The 17,041-nt window shown below is 71.7% G+C and carries 13 protein-coding genes and 5 tRNA genes; 6 read left to right on the top strand and 12 right to left on the bottom strand.

Annotated elements, in window-relative coordinates:
* Positions 1-14: 14 nt before the first annotated feature.
* On the top strand, positions 15-1,313 hold the full coding sequence (locus DFP74_RS01205; RefSeq protein ID WP_121180007.1) for an MFS transporter: 1,299 nt from the start codon (positions 15-17) through the stop codon (positions 1,311-1,313).
* 426 nt (positions 1,314-1,739) lie between these two features.
* Here the strand turns inward: DFP74_RS01205 and DFP74_RS01200 are convergent.
* From DFP74_RS01200 to DFP74_RS01180, 5 genes are all read right to left on the bottom strand, one after another.
* Positions 1,740-1,816, bottom strand: a tRNA-Val gene (locus DFP74_RS01200).
* Positions 1,817-1,845: 29 nt separating this feature from the next.
* Positions 1,846-1,917, bottom strand: a tRNA-Cys gene (locus tag DFP74_RS01195).
* 48 nt (positions 1,918-1,965) lie between these two features.
* Positions 1,966-2,038 (bottom strand) — tRNA-Gly (locus DFP74_RS01190).
* Positions 2,039-2,106: 68 nt separating this feature from the next.
* Positions 2,107-2,179, bottom strand: a tRNA-Gly gene (locus tag DFP74_RS01185).
* A gap of 142 nt (positions 2,180-2,321) precedes the next feature.
* The gene (locus DFP74_RS01180) at positions 2,322-2,753 is read right to left on the bottom strand and encodes a roadblock/LC7 domain-containing protein (RefSeq protein WP_053615136.1); all 432 of its coding nucleotides are present in this window, start codon (positions 2,751-2,753) and stop codon (positions 2,322-2,324) included.
* A 394-nt stretch (positions 2,754-3,147) separates the two neighbouring features.
* Between DFP74_RS01180 and DFP74_RS01175 the strand changes: the two genes are divergently transcribed.
* Positions 3,148-3,990: an aminotransferase class IV gene (locus DFP74_RS01175; RefSeq protein WP_121180006.1), complete on the top strand. Its 843-nt coding sequence runs from the start codon at positions 3,148-3,150 to the stop codon at positions 3,988-3,990.
* A gap of 61 nt (positions 3,991-4,051) precedes the next feature.
* Here the strand turns inward: DFP74_RS01175 and DFP74_RS01170 are convergent, their stop codons facing one another.
* The gene (locus tag DFP74_RS01170; RefSeq protein ID WP_121180005.1) at positions 4,052-4,474 is read right to left on the bottom strand and encodes an SsgA family sporulation/cell division regulator; all 423 of its coding nucleotides are present in this window, start codon (positions 4,472-4,474) and stop codon (positions 4,052-4,054) included.
* A gap of 476 nt (positions 4,475-4,950) precedes the next feature.
* Between DFP74_RS01170 and DFP74_RS01165 the strand changes: the two genes are divergently transcribed.
* Positions 4,951-5,024, top strand: a tRNA-Val gene (locus DFP74_RS01165).
* Between the two features lie 136 nt (positions 5,025-5,160).
* Here the strand turns inward: DFP74_RS01165 and DFP74_RS01160 are convergent.
* Positions 5,161-5,460 (bottom strand): PGPGW domain-containing protein, encoded by a 300-nt coding sequence (locus tag DFP74_RS01160; protein ID WP_199725440.1) that lies wholly within the window; start codon positions 5,458-5,460, stop codon positions 5,161-5,163.
* A 528-nt stretch (positions 5,461-5,988) separates the two neighbouring features.
* On the opposite strand from DFP74_RS01160, the gene thrS reads away from it, so the two are divergent.
* A complete protein-coding gene (gene thrS / locus DFP74_RS01155; RefSeq protein ID WP_121180004.1) occupies positions 5,989-7,965 on the top strand; it encodes a threonine--tRNA ligase in 1,977 nt (658 codons plus the stop codon).
* Between the two features lie 207 nt (positions 7,966-8,172).
* Here the strand turns inward: thrS and DFP74_RS33730 are convergent, their stop codons facing one another.
* Both DFP74_RS33730 and DFP74_RS01150 read right to left on the bottom strand, forming a co-directional pair.
* The gene (locus DFP74_RS33730) at positions 8,173-8,337 is read right to left on the bottom strand and encodes a hypothetical protein (protein ID WP_199725438.1); all 165 of its coding nucleotides are present in this window, start codon (positions 8,335-8,337) and stop codon (positions 8,173-8,175) included.
* 111 nt (positions 8,338-8,448) lie between these two features.
* Entirely contained in the window at positions 8,449-9,141 is a 693-nt protein-coding gene (locus tag DFP74_RS01150; RefSeq protein WP_121180003.1) for a hypothetical protein, read from the bottom strand.
* A gap of 564 nt (positions 9,142-9,705) precedes the next feature.
* On the opposite strand from DFP74_RS01150, the gene DFP74_RS01145 reads away from it, so the two are divergent.
* On the top strand, positions 9,706-11,226 hold the full coding sequence (locus DFP74_RS01145; RefSeq protein WP_121180002.1) for a hypothetical protein: 1,521 nt from the start codon (positions 9,706-9,708) through the stop codon (positions 11,224-11,226).
* Positions 11,227-11,283: 57 nt separating this feature from the next.
* Here DFP74_RS01145 and DFP74_RS01140 read toward each other — a convergent pair whose 3' ends face one another.
* From DFP74_RS01140 to DFP74_RS01130, 3 genes are all read right to left on the bottom strand, one after another.
* Positions 11,284-12,441 carry an acyl-CoA dehydrogenase family protein gene (locus DFP74_RS01140; protein ID WP_121180001.1) on the bottom strand — a complete coding sequence of 386 codons (1,158 nt, stop codon included), beginning with the start codon at positions 12,439-12,441 and terminating at the stop codon, positions 11,284-11,286.
* A complete protein-coding gene (locus tag DFP74_RS01135; RefSeq protein ID WP_233571283.1) occupies positions 12,438-14,504 on the bottom strand; it encodes a biotin carboxylase N-terminal domain-containing protein in 2,067 nt (688 codons plus the stop codon). The genes DFP74_RS01140 and DFP74_RS01135 overlap by 4 nt, the downstream gene beginning before the upstream one ends.
* A 97-nt stretch (positions 14,505-14,601) precedes the next feature.
* Positions 14,602-16,227, bottom strand: coding sequence for a carboxyl transferase domain-containing protein (locus DFP74_RS01130; protein ID WP_370013330.1), 1,626 nt, complete (start codon positions 16,225-16,227; stop codon positions 14,602-14,604).
* A gap of 122 nt (positions 16,228-16,349) precedes the next feature.
* On the opposite strand from DFP74_RS01130, the gene DFP74_RS01125 reads away from it, so the two are divergent.
* Positions 16,350-16,976, top strand: coding sequence for a TetR/AcrR family transcriptional regulator (locus DFP74_RS01125; RefSeq protein WP_121179999.1), 627 nt, complete (start codon positions 16,350-16,352; stop codon positions 16,974-16,976).
* The last annotated feature ends 65 nt before the right edge of the window (positions 16,977-17,041 follow it).

Here is a 17,041-nt window from a genome sequence, read left to right as displayed (position 1 = left end):
GGGGGTCGGCGACCGTGCGCCGCAGTCCGACGATCTACTTCACCTCCTACGCGCTGTCCCTGCTGGGATCCGGGATCGCGAGCGTGGTGATACCGCTCCTGGTGCTCGACCGCACCGGTGACATCCTCGCGGCGGGGATCATGGCGACCGTGGGCATGGCCGTTTCCGCGATGACCGGGCTCTTCTCCGGGCTGCTCGTCGACCGGGTCGACCGGCGCGCGGTGTCGGTCGTCGCCAACGTGCTCACCGCCCTGTCGATGGCGGCACTACTGTTCATCGACCTGACGTGGGGCCTGAACCTGGCCTGGTTCCTGGCCATGGCCGTGATCGGGGCGTTGATCCGGGTTCCGGGGATGACCGCCCAGGAGACCCTTCTGCCCGCCCTGGCCCGCCTCGGTGACACGGAGCCGGGCCGGAACGGGCGCCCGGTCCGGCTTGATCAGCTGGTCGCGGTCCGCGAGACCGTGGGCAACGTGCTCCTGCTGGCCGGACCCGGCCTGGGCGGACTGCTCGTCGCGCTGTTCGGCCTGTCCCCGGCGATCCTGCTCGCCGCCGCCGCGACCAGCCTTCTCGCCGCACTGAGCACGCTCGTGCTCGACCCGAGAGCCGGACGGGTACCGCCCCGGGAACCCGTCCCGGCCGACGCCGCCGAGGGCGCACTGCGCCGGGCGGCGGCCGACCTGGCCGACGGCTGGCGGTTCCTGTTCCGTAACCGGCTGGTCCTCGGCTCCACCCTGGTCACCGGGGTGTTCATCGCGGTCCTGAGCGTCCTGCAGACCACCCTCATGCCCGCCTACTTCACCGAGCAGAACCTTCCCGAGCTGACGGGTCTGACCCTGAGCGCGATCGCCGCGGGCAGCATCGGCGGCTCGATGCTCTACGCCGCCTTCGCGCTCCGGGTCCGCCGCCGGGTGTGGTTCGTGATCGGGATGGTCGGCGCACTGGTCGGCTTCGCGGCGGTGGGCAGTATGGCCTCCCCCTGGCTGGTGCTGGGCGGCGCGGCCCTGGCCGGGTTCCTCTTCGCCCCGGCCGGAGGCGTGCTCGGTGTGCTGACCATCGAGGCCACCCCGGACGCCATGCGCGGCCGTGTGCTGGGCGCGCAGAACACCGTGATGCTCTCCGCCCCCGCTCTGACGAGCGCCCCGCTCGCGGCGGTGGCCTCCGTGGCCGGGCTGCCCGTGGCCGGGGCCGTGATCGCGGTCCTCGTCGGGGCCACGGCCCTGGGTGCCCTGGTCGCCCCGGCGTTCCGCGGGATCGACGACCCGGGCTCCGAGCAGGAGGAGGACCCTGACCCTTGCGCCGTCGAAGCGTGACGTGCGGGTGTTCGATCCGGGGCCCAGAGCAGGAAACGGAAAGTGAGAAAGAGACATGGGAATCGACAAGGGGAAGCCGCGACCGGCCGGTGCCCCGCGAGGGCTCAGTCCCTTGTGGCGCCGGCTGCCCTCCTGCCGGTCGCGGTGGTCGCCGGTGTGATCCTGTGGCTCAACCAGAGCCCCTGGTGGGGGTGGGCGCTGGTCGCGGTGCTGCTGGTGGCCCTGGGAACTACGGCCCGCTGGTGGTCACCACCGAAATGGGAACAGAGCCGAAAGGGGGACAGAGCCCTGAACTTGACAACCCGGGTTCGTCACGAAGGAAGCCGCTCTTCACCGGGCGGAGGAGCAGGAAGCCGAGGTGCGGCGCCGCACGTGGATCTCGCCGGAGGACTGTGAGGTTGGACGGCCTCTGACCTGCAGAAGCTGTGGTGGGCGATACAGGACTCGAACCTGTGACCTCTACCGTGTCGAGGTAGCGCTCTAACCAACTGAGCTAATCGCCCTCGGCCTCGTCGAAGGACGAGGTCAAGCGAGGCGGAGACGGGAATCGAACCCGTGTGCAGGGATTTGCAGTCCCTTACCTAAGCCACTCGGACACTCCGCCAGAAAGCACCGGGGGGAGCCGTGAGTGACACCCGCATGGGCCTCTCCGAGCGGACGACGGGATTCGAACCCGCGACCCTCACCTTGGCAAGGTGATGCTCTACCAGCTGAGCCACGTCCGCGTGCGGCCGGAGCGGACTCCGGCCCGATGCGCTCCGCCACCCGAGAGTGGCGGAACACACCGTTTCCGAGCGGACGACGGGATTCGAACCCGCGACCCTCACCTTGGCAAGGTGATGCTCTACCAGCTGAGCCACGTCCGCGCGGCGAGTTCCCGGGGCGTTCACCGGTTCGACCGGCCGTCCCCCTCGCTGCGTTAAGAACTCTAGCGGATACCCGGCCAAGCGCGAAATCGGATTCCGGCGGGCTCGGTCACACCCCTGCCGGGTGGGGAGGGCGGCCCGGCTACTGCTCCAGGTGCGCGGGCGTCGAGGGCATGTCGGGTCGGGGCGGCGCGGACAGGTACTGCCCGACCCGCTCGATCACCTTGTTCATCTCGTAGGCGATCAGCCCCACGTCGCTGTCGGCGTCCGACATCAGGGCCATGCACGCCCCCTCGCCGGCGGCGGCCACGAACAGGAAGGCGCGGTCCATCTCGATGATGCTCTGCCGGATGCCCCCCGCGGAGAACTGCTTGCTCGCGCCGCCCGCGAGGCTGTGCAGGCCCGAGGCGATCGCCGACAGGTGTTCCGCCGCGGGTCGGTCCAGTCCGCTGGAGGTGGCCATGAGAAGCCCGTCGGTGGACAGAACGATGGCGTGCTGTGTACCGGAGGCCCGGGTGAGGAGATCGTCCAGCAGCCAGCTGAGTTCTCCACGGGCGGTGCTCGGTGGGGTCATGTCTCTCTTTGCTCTGTCTGTTGTCGGGCGTGAGGGGGGACGCGCGCACTCTGGACCTTTGGCCGGACCTCTGTGGGGGAAAGGCACGGGCCAGCCGTCACTGGTCCCGCATAAGCGTTGCCCAGATGATAGTCATTCGTAACTTATCTGTCTGGGGCCAGCGGTGTCGCCAGGGTGGCACTCTGCTGTTCCGTACGACGCTGACCTGCCCCGACACCCGCGTCGCTATCCCTCGGAAACCTGAATCACGGCCGGTGCCGGACAGGGGCCTTGCCAACACCGTGTTGTCCCGGGTAGACCGGCCTGGTCCGGCGGTCGGCCACGACCACGCCCGAGTGGGAGGATCGTGGTGTCGCCGCGTGCACGCGGACAGCCGAGAACTTGGGGGAGTGCCATGAGGGTGTGGATCGCTGGGGCCGGCTACGGCCGGGGCGCGGTCGTCGAGGGGGCCGAGGCCCGCATTCCGGTCTCCGACCACGGCATCACCGTCGGCGACGGCGTCTTCGAGACCGTGCGCGCCCAGCGGGGGCGACCGTTCGCGCTCACCCGCCACCTGCGCCGCCTGGCGCGGTCGGCCCAGGGCCTGGGCATGTCCGAGCCCGACCTGGACCTGATCGCCGACGGCGTCGCCCGGGCACTGGAGGCCAACCCGGACGTGACCGACGCGCGTGTGCGCATCACGGTCACCGACGGCGCCGGCCCGCTGGGGTCGGACCGCGCGCAGGGAGAGCAGACGGCCATCGTGGCGGTGGGCCCCTTCCCGGGCATCCCGCCGCACACCGACGTCGTGGTGGCCCCCTGGCCGCGCAACGAGTTCGGCGCGCTGGCCGGGCTCAAGACCACCTCCTACGCCGACAACGTGCTCGCCCTGGCCTACGCCAAGGAGCGGGGCGGCAGCGAGGCGATCTTCCGCAACATCGCCGGGAACCTGTGCGAGGGCACCGGCAGCAACGTCTTCGTGGTCCTGGACGGCCGGCTCGTGACGCCGCCGCTGTCGGCCGGTCCGCTGGCGGGGATCACCCGCGAGCTGGTCCTGGAGTGGTTCGGCGGTGAGGAGGACGACGTCCCCATGGAGCGCCTCCCGGAGGTCTCCGAGGCCTTCCTGACCTCCACCGGGCGCGACGTCCAGCCGATCCTGCACATCGACGGCCGCCAGGTCTCCGCGGGCGTGGGGCCGGTCTCGGCCAAGGCGGCGGCGGTCTTCGCCGAGCACGCCGCCGAGCGCCTGGACCCCTGACCCGCGCCGCGCACGACCGAGGGGCGGCGCTGCGGGCGCCGCCCCTCGGCCGTCGTCGTGCCTAGGAGTACAGGTGCTGCTGGATCTCCTCGTCGAGGTCCACGAACTGCGCTTCCTGTCCGGCGGGCACGATCTCGTACGTGCGGTGCAGGAACTCCGCCAGCGGGGACACCTGGGTGTCGAACTCCGCCTGCCCGAAGGGGGAGGAGAGGGAGATGCTCACGGTGCGCTCGCCGCTGTCGTCCTTGGAGGGCCACACGCGCACGTCGCCCTCGCCGACCGGGCGGACGATGCCCACGGTCAGGAGCTCGCGAGCGAAGATCCACTCGACGGGGGTGTCCTCGCCGGTGTGGAAGGCCACCCGGATCGCGTACGGGTCGTTCGCGCCGTAGTCGAGCCGTGCGACCAGCGGGACCGCGGTGCGCTCCGGGACCACGAGCCGCAGGCCCAGCTCGGCGGTGGCAGTGGTGTCGCTACTGTTCATGTTCGCCAAACCTTTTCTCGTCCGGCCCTGCTGTTCCGGCGCGGGTCGGTTGCCGTCTCACTCGCTCCAACGCGCTCGTCCGCGGACTATGACGTGAGTACGGAGACTTTTCTTGATCGGGTGGGACCGGAGATCTCGCTGCCCGCCCAGCGGGTCCAGCGCGCCGCATGGCGGCTCCACGATCCTTCGTCACTGTAATGACCAGGGGAAACCAAAGATTTCCCCATGTCGCGTGGCCCGCGTCACGTAATGGTAATGACTTGGTCTTCCCCAGCGGGTGAGCGGGGGCGGGAACTCCCGCTGTGAGCGGGGTATACGGCGGGCCGAGGTCGCTTCCCAGAACCCGACGGTAGCTTGATGTGACCTCTGTCACACAATGCTTCGGCCGTCCGGTGGAACGGTGTGCGCGGACCACCCTGGAACATGCGCTAGAGTTTCTGTTGTCCGGCCGAGAGGGCGGGCGGGGCAGCAGCTCAGGGCGATTAGCTCAGTTGGCTAGAGCGCGTCGTTCACACCGACGAGGTCACTGGTTCGAGTCCAGTATCGCCCACAGTGAAGAGGGGCCGACTCCGTATCCCACGGAGTCGGCCCCTCTTTCGTGGTTGAGCCCGGCCGGCACCGGGCAACGTGAAGGGTCGTGCCCGGCGCCGGATTTCGGATCGCTCCAACCGGTGAATCGGTCCTGCCTATTCCAGGCGCGGAGACGTCCCGCGCGTCCTGGCGGCGCGGCGTGACCGCCAGCGCGCGAGGTACTCGTCCTTCTTGCGGTGGCCGAAGCGCTCGACGCGCCGGCTCCACACCCGCACGGGCCGCACCAGCCGGTTCGCCCACCGGAACTCGGTGCTGAGGATGACCAGGCCCAGCAGCAGGGCGGCGACTCCGGGACCGGGGAAGACCATCATGACCAGCCCCGCGAGGATCACGACGGTGCCGATCGTGCCGACGAGGACACGCCAGGGAAGGTGAAGGGCCGGATGGGTGTGCATGCGCCTGCGGAACAGGCGCAGCCGCGCTCGCAGGCGCCGCCATCGTCGGACATGGGCATGGTGAGTGGGGGATGTCTCCGGGGCCGGTGGGCCGCTCGATGGGCTCGGTGACATGCGCTCACAGTATTCGGTCGGAGTGACTGGGGGCATTCGGTCGGCTGACGAGGACATCGGATGTCTGCTGATTGTCACCGATCTCGCATCCGTGATCAATGGTCTTCCGACACGCTGTGGACGAGCTCCGGCGAACGTGATGATTCATGACAGATCGTCCCTGTGCGTGCCCCTGTCACTGATCTGGCCGTCGATGGGCGGATCGCGTGGGGTGGCCGAATCATGCCGACCGAATCGTCCCCTCCTGTGTGCGCGAAGCCCCGGGCGAGCGGCCTGTGGACGGCCGAAGCGGCTCCGGTCGGGAGCCGATAGCATCGAAGGCGAAACGCCAGGCCGCCCGCGGTGGTGGCACGCGATCGTGTGCGCGCCGCGCCCTGGTGTCCCACCCGAACCACGCCACCTCTAGGAGTCACCGTGTCCGCCGCGCCTGAGCTGCACATCACCCTCGCCGGAACCCCGCGTGCGGTGGCGGCCACGACCACGGCGGGACAGGCGCTGGACGCCGACGGCAGGACCGTCATCGCCGCCCTGGTCAACGGCGAGCCGCGCGACCTCGCGCACGAGCTGGCCGACGGCGACGTCGTCGAGCCCGTCGCCATCGAGTCCGAGGAGGGCCGGGCTATCCTGCGCCACTCCACCGCGCACGTCCTCGCCCAGGCCGTCCAGGAGCTCTTCCCCGAGGCCAGGCTCGGCATCGGCCCGCCCGTGGAGAACGGCTTCTACTACGACTTCGACGTCGCCGAGCCGTTCACCCCCGCCGATCTCAAGAGCATCGAGAAGAAGATGCAGCAGATCGTCAAGCAGGGGCAGCGCTTCGACCGCCGCGTCGTGACCGACGACCAGGCGCGCGCCGAGCTGGCCACCGAGCCCTACAAGCTGGAGCTCATCGGCATCAAGGGCAGCGACGCGGCCGAGGCCGCCGAGGGCGCCGGCGTCGAGGTCGGCGCGGGCGAGCTGACCATCTACGACAACGTCCACCCGCGCACGGGCGAGCAGTGCTGGAAGGACCTGTGCCGCGGCCCGCACGTGCCCACCACCAAGGCGATACCGGCCTTCAAGCTCATGCGCACCGCCGCCGCCTACTGGCGCGGCAAGGAGACCAACCCCCAGCTCCAGCGGGTCTACGGCACCGCCTGGGAGGACAAGGACGCCCTCAAGGCCTACCTCGCCTTCCTGGAGGAGGCGGAGAAGCGCGACCACCGCAAGCTCGGCTCCGAGCTGGACCTGTTCTCCATTCCGGACGAGATCGGCTCCGGCCTGGCCGTCTTCCACCCCAAGGGCGGCACCATCCGCCGCGTGATGGAGGACTACTCGCGCAAGCGGCACGAGGAGAGCGGCTACGAGTTCGTCTACTCCCCGCACGCCACCAAGAGCGCGCTGTTCGAGAAGTCGGGGCACCTCGACTGGTACGCGGACGGCATGTACCCCCCCATGCAGCTCGACGGCGGTCAGGACTACTACCTGAAGCCGATGAACTGCCCGATGCACAACCTGATCTTCGACGCCCGCGGGCGCTCCTACCGTGAGCTGCCGATGCGCCTGTTCGAGTTCGGGACGGTGTACCGGTACGAGAAGTCCGGCGTGGTGCACGGCCTCACCCGCGCCCGCGGCTTCACCCAGGACGACGCGCACATCTACTGCACCAAGGAGCAGATGGCGGACGAGCTCGACTCGCTGCTGACCTTCGTGCTCGAACTGCTGCGCGACTACGGCCTGGACGACTTCTACCTGGAGCTGTCCACCAAGGACCCGGAGAAGTACATCGGCGACGACACGGTCTGGGCCGAGGCCACCGACACCCTGCGCCAGGCCGCCGAGAAGCAGGGCCTGGAACTGGTCATGGACCCGGGCGGCGCCGCCTTCTACGGTCCCAAGATCTCGGTCCAGGCCAAGGACGCCATCGGGCGCACCTGGCAGATGTCCACCATCCAGCTGGACTTCAACCTGCCCGAGCGCTTCGACCTGGAGTACACCGCCGCGGACGGCACCCGGCAGCGCCCGGTGATGATCCACCGCGCCCTGTTCGGTTCCATCGAGCGCTTCTTCGCGGTCCTGCTGGAGCACTACGCGGGCGCGTTCCCGGCCTGGCTCGCCCCGGTGCAGGCGGTCGGGATCCCCATCGCCGACGAGCACGTGCCCTACCTCCGGGAGGTGGCCGCCAAGCTGCGCGCCGAGGGCATCCGGGTCGAGGTCGACGCCGGCGACGACCGCATGCAGAAGAAGATCCGCAACGCCCAGAAGCAGAAGGTCCCCTTCATGCTGCTGGCCGGTGACGAGGACATCAGCAAGAACGCCGTGTCCTTCCGGTACCGCGACGGCTCGCAGAACAACGGTGTCCCGATCGAGGAGGCCGTGGCCGAGATCGTGGCCACCGTCCGCGAGCGCCGCTAGCGGATCGCGACGCACGGCACAGGAGCGCCCGCCCGGGGATCCGGGCGGGCGCTCCTCGCTGTCGTGGGTCGGTATCGGTGGCGCGGCCTCGGCCGCGAGTCGGGCGGGCTTCGCCGCCGGGGCGGTCCGCACCGGGGGCGCGCCGGGGGAGAGGGCGCTCAGCGGACGGTGCGCGCCCCGGGGCGGCGGGGCGGGTTCCGGGAAGGGTCAGGAGCGTTCCCGCGGCGTCCGCGGCTCCTGGTCGTCCCGGAAGAGGTCCTCACGGGAGATGCGCGCGGTCGCGTTGGGGTCCGGGGTGGTCGCGGTCTCCTCCTCGTCGTCGCGGAACAGGTCCGCGCGCGAGATCCGGTGGGTCGCGTTGGGGTCGCTCATGCGTTCTCCTTGTGCGTTGGGACAAGCCGGAGTTTATCCCGACCACATGACGGACACCGCACGTCGACGGTCGTTCACGGGGAGTTCCGGCCCGTTCTGGCGTGGCCGGCCTCAGGAGCCGGCGGTGCGGCGCCGCCACGCCTGGGCCGGGATCCGGTTGACGAGCTCGATGAGGTAGTCGGCGGCGGTCAGCGCCCGGTCCGGGTCCAGGCCCATCGGGGCCCAGGTCAGGACGTAGTCACCGGTGAAGCGCACCGGGAGCGAGCGGGAGCGGGAGTCGGCCAGCAGCCAGGCCGCGGTGTCGTGGTCCAGGACGGCGCGGGTGAACTCGGTGTCGCTGCCCACGGTGTGGAAGGCGGTGCCGAACTCGGGGTCCACCCCGCCGGAACCGAGGTCGGCGCCGTGGTCGGGCACGGTCGTGGCCAGGTCCCGGCGTCGGATCTCCAGGTCGGCGACCGGGCCGGGCGTGCGCACGGCCACCACGCGGTAGGTGTGGCGGGCGCGGCCGGTGCCGCGCCGGTCCGGGACGGAGGCGTTGTGGGTCTGCTCGAACGCGGTGACCAGGTACTGGCCGCGCCGACCGGTGAGGACGTGCTGGGCCCGGGCGTTCTCGCCGTGGACCGGGCGGGGCAGGACGGCGTCCTCCAACGGGCGCGGGTGGTGCTCGGTGTAGTGCCAGCCGTGTTCGCGTGCCCAGGCGCGCATCTCGGAGGAGCGTTCGGTGCGAAAGTGCGCGGCGATGGTGATCGCCCCCGCGGAGACCACGACGGCGACCAGGGCGATGACGGCGAGTACGCCTTCCATCGGGTGACTCCTCCGGCCGGGTAGATGGTCGACCATGGACTCGCGGCGGGACCCGCACCGCGGGTCGTCGGATCCGGTGATCACGGGACCCGCACTGGCCTTTCGGGTCCATTCTGTGTCGGTTGCGAGTGCTTGTCACCCCTTCGAGTCGTCCTCCGGTGACCCCCGGGCACCACGGGCCGCCACGCGCCGCTCCCGTTCTTCGCGTCGCGTGCGGCACACGGGGGCGTTCGCGCCGCCGCCGCGCGCCCGACCAGCGTGAATCCGCTGCTGGCACGGGCTTCGCGGGGCATGGGGGGCGGGGCGGGCCGGCGCGGTCGCGGTGCGCGGGGGCCCGGTCCTCACCCGCATTCCAACCTGACCGGAACCGGCCACCGGCGCAGCCCGGACACCCGGAGCCCGACCCTCGCTCAGATGCGAACGGGCGTGCGGGGCGTCGCGCGGCAGGGAGAACACGGCATCGGGCCCGGCGGGAGCGCCGGGGAAGGCCTTGCCCGGGGCGAAACCGTTCGCGCCTCGGGGGCGTCCGAGTACTCGGCCCCTCTCCTCCGACGAAAGCGATCCATGCGGTTCTCCCCCAAAGCCCTCGCCATCACCCTCGCGGTGGTGGCGCTCGCCGCACTCTGGGTGCTCGTCGCCCCCTACTACTCCACCGCCCTGGTCTGGTTCCTGCGCTCCATGGCGACCTTCCTGGTCCCGTTGGCGGCAGTGATCGTGCTCACCGCCGCTCTGCGGGCCCTCGCCGAACGCACCGACGGCGCCGGCCTGCGCACGGCGGCCTGGGTCGTCGGCATCGGCGGCCTGGTCGGCTGCCTGGTCTGGGTCGCGTTCGCCGCGCCCTACCAGCGGACCCGGGAGTACGCCGAGAGCATCGAGGTGGTCTCCGACGCGCCACCGGAGTTCTCCGAACGCGCCCCCTACCCGGTGGCCCAGGCCCAGGCGCGCTCCAACCTCGGCGCGTACCCGGGCGAGATCGGGCGGACCGGCTACCTGTCCGACGAGGAGCTGTTCACCACGGCCGTGGTCCGGCGCGGCCTGTTCGCCGGCTACGAGGCGACGCTGCAGCAGTCCGTGCCCTTCCAGGGGCGCGGCGAGGGGGAGGCCTGTGAGTTCGCCGAGGCCGCCGACGCGCGCGTGGGCGGAATGCTCTGGGCGAACCTCGCCCGCGAGATCAACCAGGAGCGGCGGTGGGTGCGCTTCTCCGAGGACGACGTCTACAGCTTCTGCGACGGGGACACGCCCAAGGTCGTGGTCCCCCTCACCCGCCAGACCGGCCTGTTCGCGGTGACCCTGCGGCCCGCCGGGGTGGCCGTCTACGACGGTTCGACCGGTGACCTCTCCTTCGCCGCGGAGGCGGACGTGCCCGGGCCCTCCTACCCGATCACGCTCGCCGAGCGCCAGCGCGCGTCGTCCAGCGCGATGGACGGCTTCGGCGCCTGGATCGCCGGCCGGGCCGGATGGGAGCCCTCCGACGAGGAGGTCACCTCGGGCAACAACAGCGAGTTCGGCCTGCTGACGACGGACGGCCCCGCGTGGGTCACCCCGATGACCCGGCGCGGGTCGGCGACGTCCATCTCGGCGATCTCCACGGTCCCCTCGCGGCTGGAGGACGGCGGGCTGGCCACCGTGACCGTCCACGAACTCGAGGAGGCGTGGGTGTCCCCGTCGGCCATCGAGCAGCGCATCCAGGCCGACTACCGGGACATCCCCAACTGGCAGAACCTGGTCGTCATGGAGATCGCCCCGACCTCCGGTGAGACGTGGTCGGCCAGCATCGGCAACGAGCAGAACATCCTGTACCGGGTCCAGGGGCGCGGTGACCTGATGGGCGACGAGGCGACCTGCCTGTACCGGGCCGACGGGAGCGAGATCCGCTGCGGTTCGCTCGCCGACAGCGACGGACGCGGGGTCGGCACCCAGTACGGCGAGGACGGGGAGCCGCTCGATCCCGCCGAAGCCCCGGCCGATCCGGCCGAAGGGCCCGGCGACCCCTCCGGCGACCTCGAAGAGCTCTCCGACGAGGAGCTCAGGGGCCTGCTGGACGCGGTCGCCGAGGAGTTGGGCAGCCGCCTGGAGGACGACTGACCGGCGCGGGGCGTCGTCGGGGACCGCGCGCGGCCCCAGACGACGCCCCGTGACCCGCTACGAGGGCAGTCCGAGCTCGCGGGCGATGAGCATCTTCTGCACCTCGCTGGTGCCCTCGCCGATCTCCAGGATCTTGGCGTCGCGGTAGAACCGGCCCACCGGGAACTCGTTCATGAACCCGTAGCCGCCGAACACCTGCGTCGCGTCGCGCGCGTTGTCCATCGCCGCGTTGGAGGCGACGAGCTTGGCGATCGCCGCCTCCTTCTTGAACGGCTCGCCCGCCAGCATCCGCGAGGCCGCGTCGTAGTAGGCCAGCCGCGCGGTGTGCGCGCGGGCCTCCATCTCGGCGATCTTGAACTGGATCGCCTGGTAGTGCCCGATGGTGTTCCCGAAGGCCTGCCGCTCGTGGGCGTAGCGCACGCTCTCGTCCACGCAGCCCTGCGCCAGGCCCACCGAGAGCGCGGCGATCGCGATGCGGCCCTCGTCCAGGATCCGCAGGAACTGGGCGTACCCGCGCCCCCGCTCGCCCACCAGGTTGGCCTCGGGCACCCGGCAGTCCTCGAACACCAGCTCGTTGGTGTCGGAGGCGTTCCACCCCACCTTGGAGTAGTGCTGCCCGATCGAGAACCCGGGCGTGCCCGCGGGCACCAGGATCGCGGAGATCTCCGGACGCCCGTCCTCGCGCCGGCCGGTCACCGCGGTGACGGTCACCAGCGAGGTGATGTCGGTCCCCGAGTTGGTGATGAACGACTTGGTCCCGTTGATCACCCACTCCCCGCCCTCCAGGTGGGCCGTGGTCCGGGTCGCGCCCGCGTCCGAGCCGCCGCCGGGCTCGGTCAGGCCGAACGCGCCCAGCGCCTCTCCGGAGCACAGCCGGGGCAGGTAGGTCTTCTTCTGGTCGTCGGACCCGAACCGGTACAGCGGCATCGCGCCCAGCGACACCCCGGCCTCCAGGGTGATGGCCACCGAGGAGTCCACCCGGGCCAGTTCCTCCAGGGCCAGGCACAGCGCGAAGTAGTCGCCGCCCATCCCTCCGTGCTCCTCGGGGAAGGGCAGCCCGAACAGCCCCATCCGCCCCATCTTCGCGACGATGTCGTAGGGGAAGGCGCCCCTCTCGTAGAAGTCGCCGATGACCGGGGCGACCTCGGCCTGGGCGAACTCCTCCACGGCGGCCCTCAGGTCGGCGTGCTCGGTCGACAGCTCGTGACGGTTCATCGCTGGTTCTCCTCGCTGGTGGCGGGGCCGGAGGCGGCCGGCGGGTGCGCCGCCGCGTCCGGGACGGGCTCGACGGTGACCAGGACGGCGTCCATCGGTACGGACGCCCCCGGCCGGACCGCCACGGTGGTGACGGTTCCGTCGATGGGGGAGGGCACGGAGTGCTCCATCTTCATCGCTTCGACGACGGCCAGCGGCGTGCCCGCCGTGACCGTCTGCCCCACCTCGACGGGCACGGCGAGCACCGTCCCCGGCATGGGGCTGCGCACGGTGCCGTCGCCCGCGGCGGCGTCGTCGCGCAGGGCGGCGGCCACGGGCTCCTCGTGCAGGGTCCACGCGGTGCCGTCCGCACCGAGCCACCGGTGGTCGGTGGCCGGGTCGAAGGCCCGCGTGTAGGTGCGGCTGCGCCCGGCGTAGCCCACCGTGAGCCGGGACCCGTCCGCGGACCGGTGGGCGCGTGCCGCGACGGGCTCGACCGGTCGCGCGGCCTCGGCCGGATCGCCCGGCACACGCGGCGCGTCCTCCTCCACCCGGACCAGGTAGGCGCCGGGCCCCGTGCGGCGGACCCGCACCACGGCGGAGTCGTGCCGGGGCGCGCGCAGCCGCCACCGGGTCCAGGCCGGCCCGCCCATGCGCCAGCCGTCGGGGAGGGCGAAACGGTCCGCGGTCGCGCCGTCGGCCGCCTCCAGGTCGAGCTGGTGGTCCAGCGCCGCCGCCGCGTACACCTCCGGCGGCACCCGCTCCGGCGCGGGCTCGGGGGGCTCGGTCTCGATGAGGTCGGTGCTCAGGTCACCGGCCAGGACGCGCGGGTGCCGCAGCAGGCGGCGCAGGAAAGCGGTGTTGGTGACGCAGCCCAGGAGCAGGTAGCCCGCCAGGGCCTCGTCCATCCGGCGCAGCGCCTCGGCGCGGTCGGCGCCCCACGTGATGACCTTGGCGAGCATGGGGTCGAACGACGACGTGACCGCGCCGCCCTCGGTGATCCCCGAGTCCACGCGCACCAGCGCGCCCCCGGGCTCCGAGAGCGACAGGATCGGCCCGCCGGTGGGCAGGAAGCCCCGGTCGGCGTCCTCGGCGTAGATCCGCGACTCCACGGCGTGCCCCCGCAGCGACACGTCGGCCTGGCCGAACGGCAGTGGTTCGCCCCGGGCCACGCGGATCTGCAGCTCGACCAGGTCGATGCCGCGCACGCCGTCGATCGCCACGACCTCCTCGGTGACCGGGTGCTCGACCTGCAGGCGGGTGTTCATCTCCAGGAACGAGAACGACAGTGCCCCGTCCGGGTCGGCCTCGGCGATGAACTCCACGGTGCCCGCGCCCACGTAGCCGCAGGCCCGGGCCGCGGCGACCGCGGACTCGCCCATCACGGCCCGCTGGTCGGCGGTCAGCAGCGGTGAGGGCGCCTCCTCCACCACCTTCTGGTGCCGCCGTTGCAGGCTGCACTCGCGTTCGCCCAGGTGGACGACGTTGCCGTGGGCGTCGGCCAGGACCTGCACCTCGATGTGGCGCGGGCGCTGGACCAGGCGCTCCACCAGCAGCGTGGCGTCGCCGAAGGACGCGGCGGCCTCCCGGCGGGCGGCCGCGACGCTGTCGGCCAGCTCGGAGGGGGAGTGCACCGCGCGCATCCCCTTGCCGCCGCCGCCGGCCGACGGCTTGATGAGCAGTGGGTACCCGGTGTCGCGGGCCGCGCTGAGCAGTTCCTCGTCGCCCATCGGCTGCCCGGGCTTCTCCGTGAAGCCGCCCAGGACGGGCACGCCCGCGCGGGCGACAGTGTCCTTGGCACTGATCTTGTCGCCCATGGCCTCGATGGCGGTGGCGGGCGGGCCGACGAACACCAGGCCCGCCTCGGCGCAGGCGCGGGCGAAGGCGGCGTTCTCGGACAGGAAGCCGTAGCCGGGGTGGATCATCGTGGCGCCGCTCTCCACGGCCGCGGCGACGATCGCGGCGGCGTCGAGGTAGCCGTCCACGCGCATCGCCCGGTCGGCGGCCAGCGTGTGCGGGGCGTCGGTGTCGGCCTCGGTGAACACGGCCACCGAGCCCAGGCCCATCCGGCGGAGCGTGCGCATGATGCGCAGGGCGATCTCGCCCCGGTTGGCCACCAGGACGGTGGCGGGCACGGGTGCCGGAGGTACGGAGGGTGTGGACGTCGTTGTCAAGGGTTCCTCACATCCGGAAGACGCCGTAGCCCACCGGCTCCAGCGGAGCGTGGCGAGCGGCGGACAGGGCCATGGCGAGCACGTCGCGGGTGTCGGCCGGGTCGATGACCCCGTCGTCCCACAGGCGCGCGGTGGAGTAGTACGGGCTGCCCTGCTCCTCGTACTGGTCGCGGATGGGCGCCTTGAAGGCCTCCTCGTCCTCCTCGGACCACTCCTCGCCGCGCCCGGTGAGCTGGTCGCGGCGCACGGTGGACAGCACCGAGGCCGCCTGTTCCCCGCCCATCACGGAGATGCGGGCGTTCGGCCACATCCACAGGAAGCGGGGAGAGTAGGCGCGGCCGCACATGCTGTAGTTGCCGGCGCCGAACGAGCCGCCGATGACCACGGTGAACTTGGGGACGCGGGCGCAGGCCACGGCGGTGACCATCTTGGCTCCGTGCTTGGCGATGCCGCCGGCCTCGTAGTCGCGGCCCACCATGAACCCGGAGATGTTCTGTAGGAACACCAGCGGGATGGAGCGCCGATCGCACAGTTCGATGAAGTGGGCGCCCTTGAGCGCGGACTCCGCGAACAGGATGCCGTTGTTGGCGATGATGCCCACGGGATGCCCGTGGATGTGCGCGAACCCGGTGACCAGGGTGGTGCCGTACTCCGCCTTGAACTCGGTGAACTCGCTGCCGTCCACCACCCGGGCGATGACCTCGCGCACGTCGTAGGGCGTGCGGGTGTCGGCGGGCACCACGCCGTACAGCTCCTGCGGGTCGAGCGCCGGCGGGCGGGGCTCGCGCACCTCCCAGGCCGGCTCGCCGCGGGGGCCGAGGGTGTCGGCCACGCGCCGCACGATGGTCAGGGCGTGGGCGTCGTCGTCGGCCAGGTGGTCGGTCACGCCGGACACGCGCGAGTGCAGGTCGCCGCCGCCCAGTTCCTCGGCGGTGACCACCTCTCCGGTGGCCGCCTTCACCAGCGGCGGGCCGCCCAGGAAGATGGTGCCCTGGTCGCGGACGATGACGGCCTCGTCGCTCATCGCCGGGACGTAGGCGCCCCCGGCCGTGCACGAGCCCAGCACCGCGGCGATCTGCGGGATGCCCATCCGGGACATGGTGGCCTGGTTGTAGAAGATGCGCCCGAAGTGGTCGCGGTCGGGGAAGACGTCGTCCTGCATGGGCAGGAACGCGCCGCCGGAGTCGGCGAGGTAGACGCACGGCAGACGGTTCTGCAGTGCCACCTCCTGCGCCCGCAGGTGCTTCTTGACCGTCATCGGGTAGTAGCTGCCGCCCTTGACCGTGGCGTCGTTGGCGACCACGACCGTCGGGCGGCCGGCGACCCGGCCCACGCCCGCGATCATGCCGGCGCCGGGCGCGTCCTGGCCGTCGGCGCCGTAGAGCCCGTAGGCGGCCAGGGGCGCGATCTCCAGGAAGGGCGAACCGGGGTCGAGGAGGAGGTCGACGCGGTCGCGCGGCAGGAGTTTGCCGCGTTCGACGTGTCGTGCCCGGGTCTTCTCCGGGCCGCCCAGGGCGGCGGTCGCGATCCGCTCGCGCAGCTCCAGGGCGAGGGCGCGGTTCGCCGCGTCGTTGGCGGCGAACGCGGGCCCGGCGGTGTCCACCGCCGAGCCGAGCACGGGTGCCCTGCTCATGGTGTCCTCTCGTGGAGGGATGTTAATGCTCACTAACATGAGTGATGTTAGTAACTACTAACATGTGTGTCCAGACCAGCGCGCCAACGGACGCGCGACGACCGCGGGAGAGGCGGACGGACATGGGGTCCAGACCGACGGGGGAGCGCCGGACGGCGATCCTGGGGGCGGCCGCGGAGCTGTTCGCCGAACGCGGTTTCCGCGGGGTGACCATCGACGACCTCGGCCGCGCGGTCGGCACCAGCGGTCCCGCCCTCTACCGGCACTTCCCCGGCAAGGAGGCCCTGCTGGGCGAGGTCCTGGTCGACGTCAGCGACCGGCTGGCCCGGCGGGGGGCGGAGGTCGTGGCCGCGGCCCGGGAACCGCGGGAGGCGCTGGACCTGCTCCTGCGCGGCCACATCGCCTTCGCCCTGGACGAGCCGGCGCTCATCACCGTCCACGACCGCGAGCTCGGCCACCTCACCGAGGACGACCAGTACCGCGTCCGCCGGCTCCAGCGCGGCTACGTCGAACAGTGGGTCGGTGTGCTGGCCGATCTGCGGCCCCACGACTCCGCCGACGTCCTGCGCGCCGCCGTGCACGCCGTGTTCGGCCTGCTCAACTCCACCCCGCACAGCCGTGGCGGCCTCGGCCGCCAGGAGATGGCCGACCTGCTGCTGACCATGGGGGCCGCCGCGCTCACCGCCCCGGCCACCATCCCCGGCGCACCCGCCGCCACCGCGGCCGGCGGCACGGTCCCTCGGCTCTAGGGCGTGTATGACGGACACTCACCCTGCTGCGCGACGCCCCAGCGGCACCCTCACTGCGTTCTCAT

The organism is Nocardiopsis sp. Huas11, assembly GCF_003634495.1.
Taxonomy (GTDB): domain Bacteria; phylum Actinomycetota; class Actinomycetes; order Streptosporangiales; family Streptosporangiaceae; genus Nocardiopsis.
The sequence above is the reverse complement of the archived record's forward strand: the minus strand, read 5'-3'. Positions and strand labels throughout refer to the sequence as shown.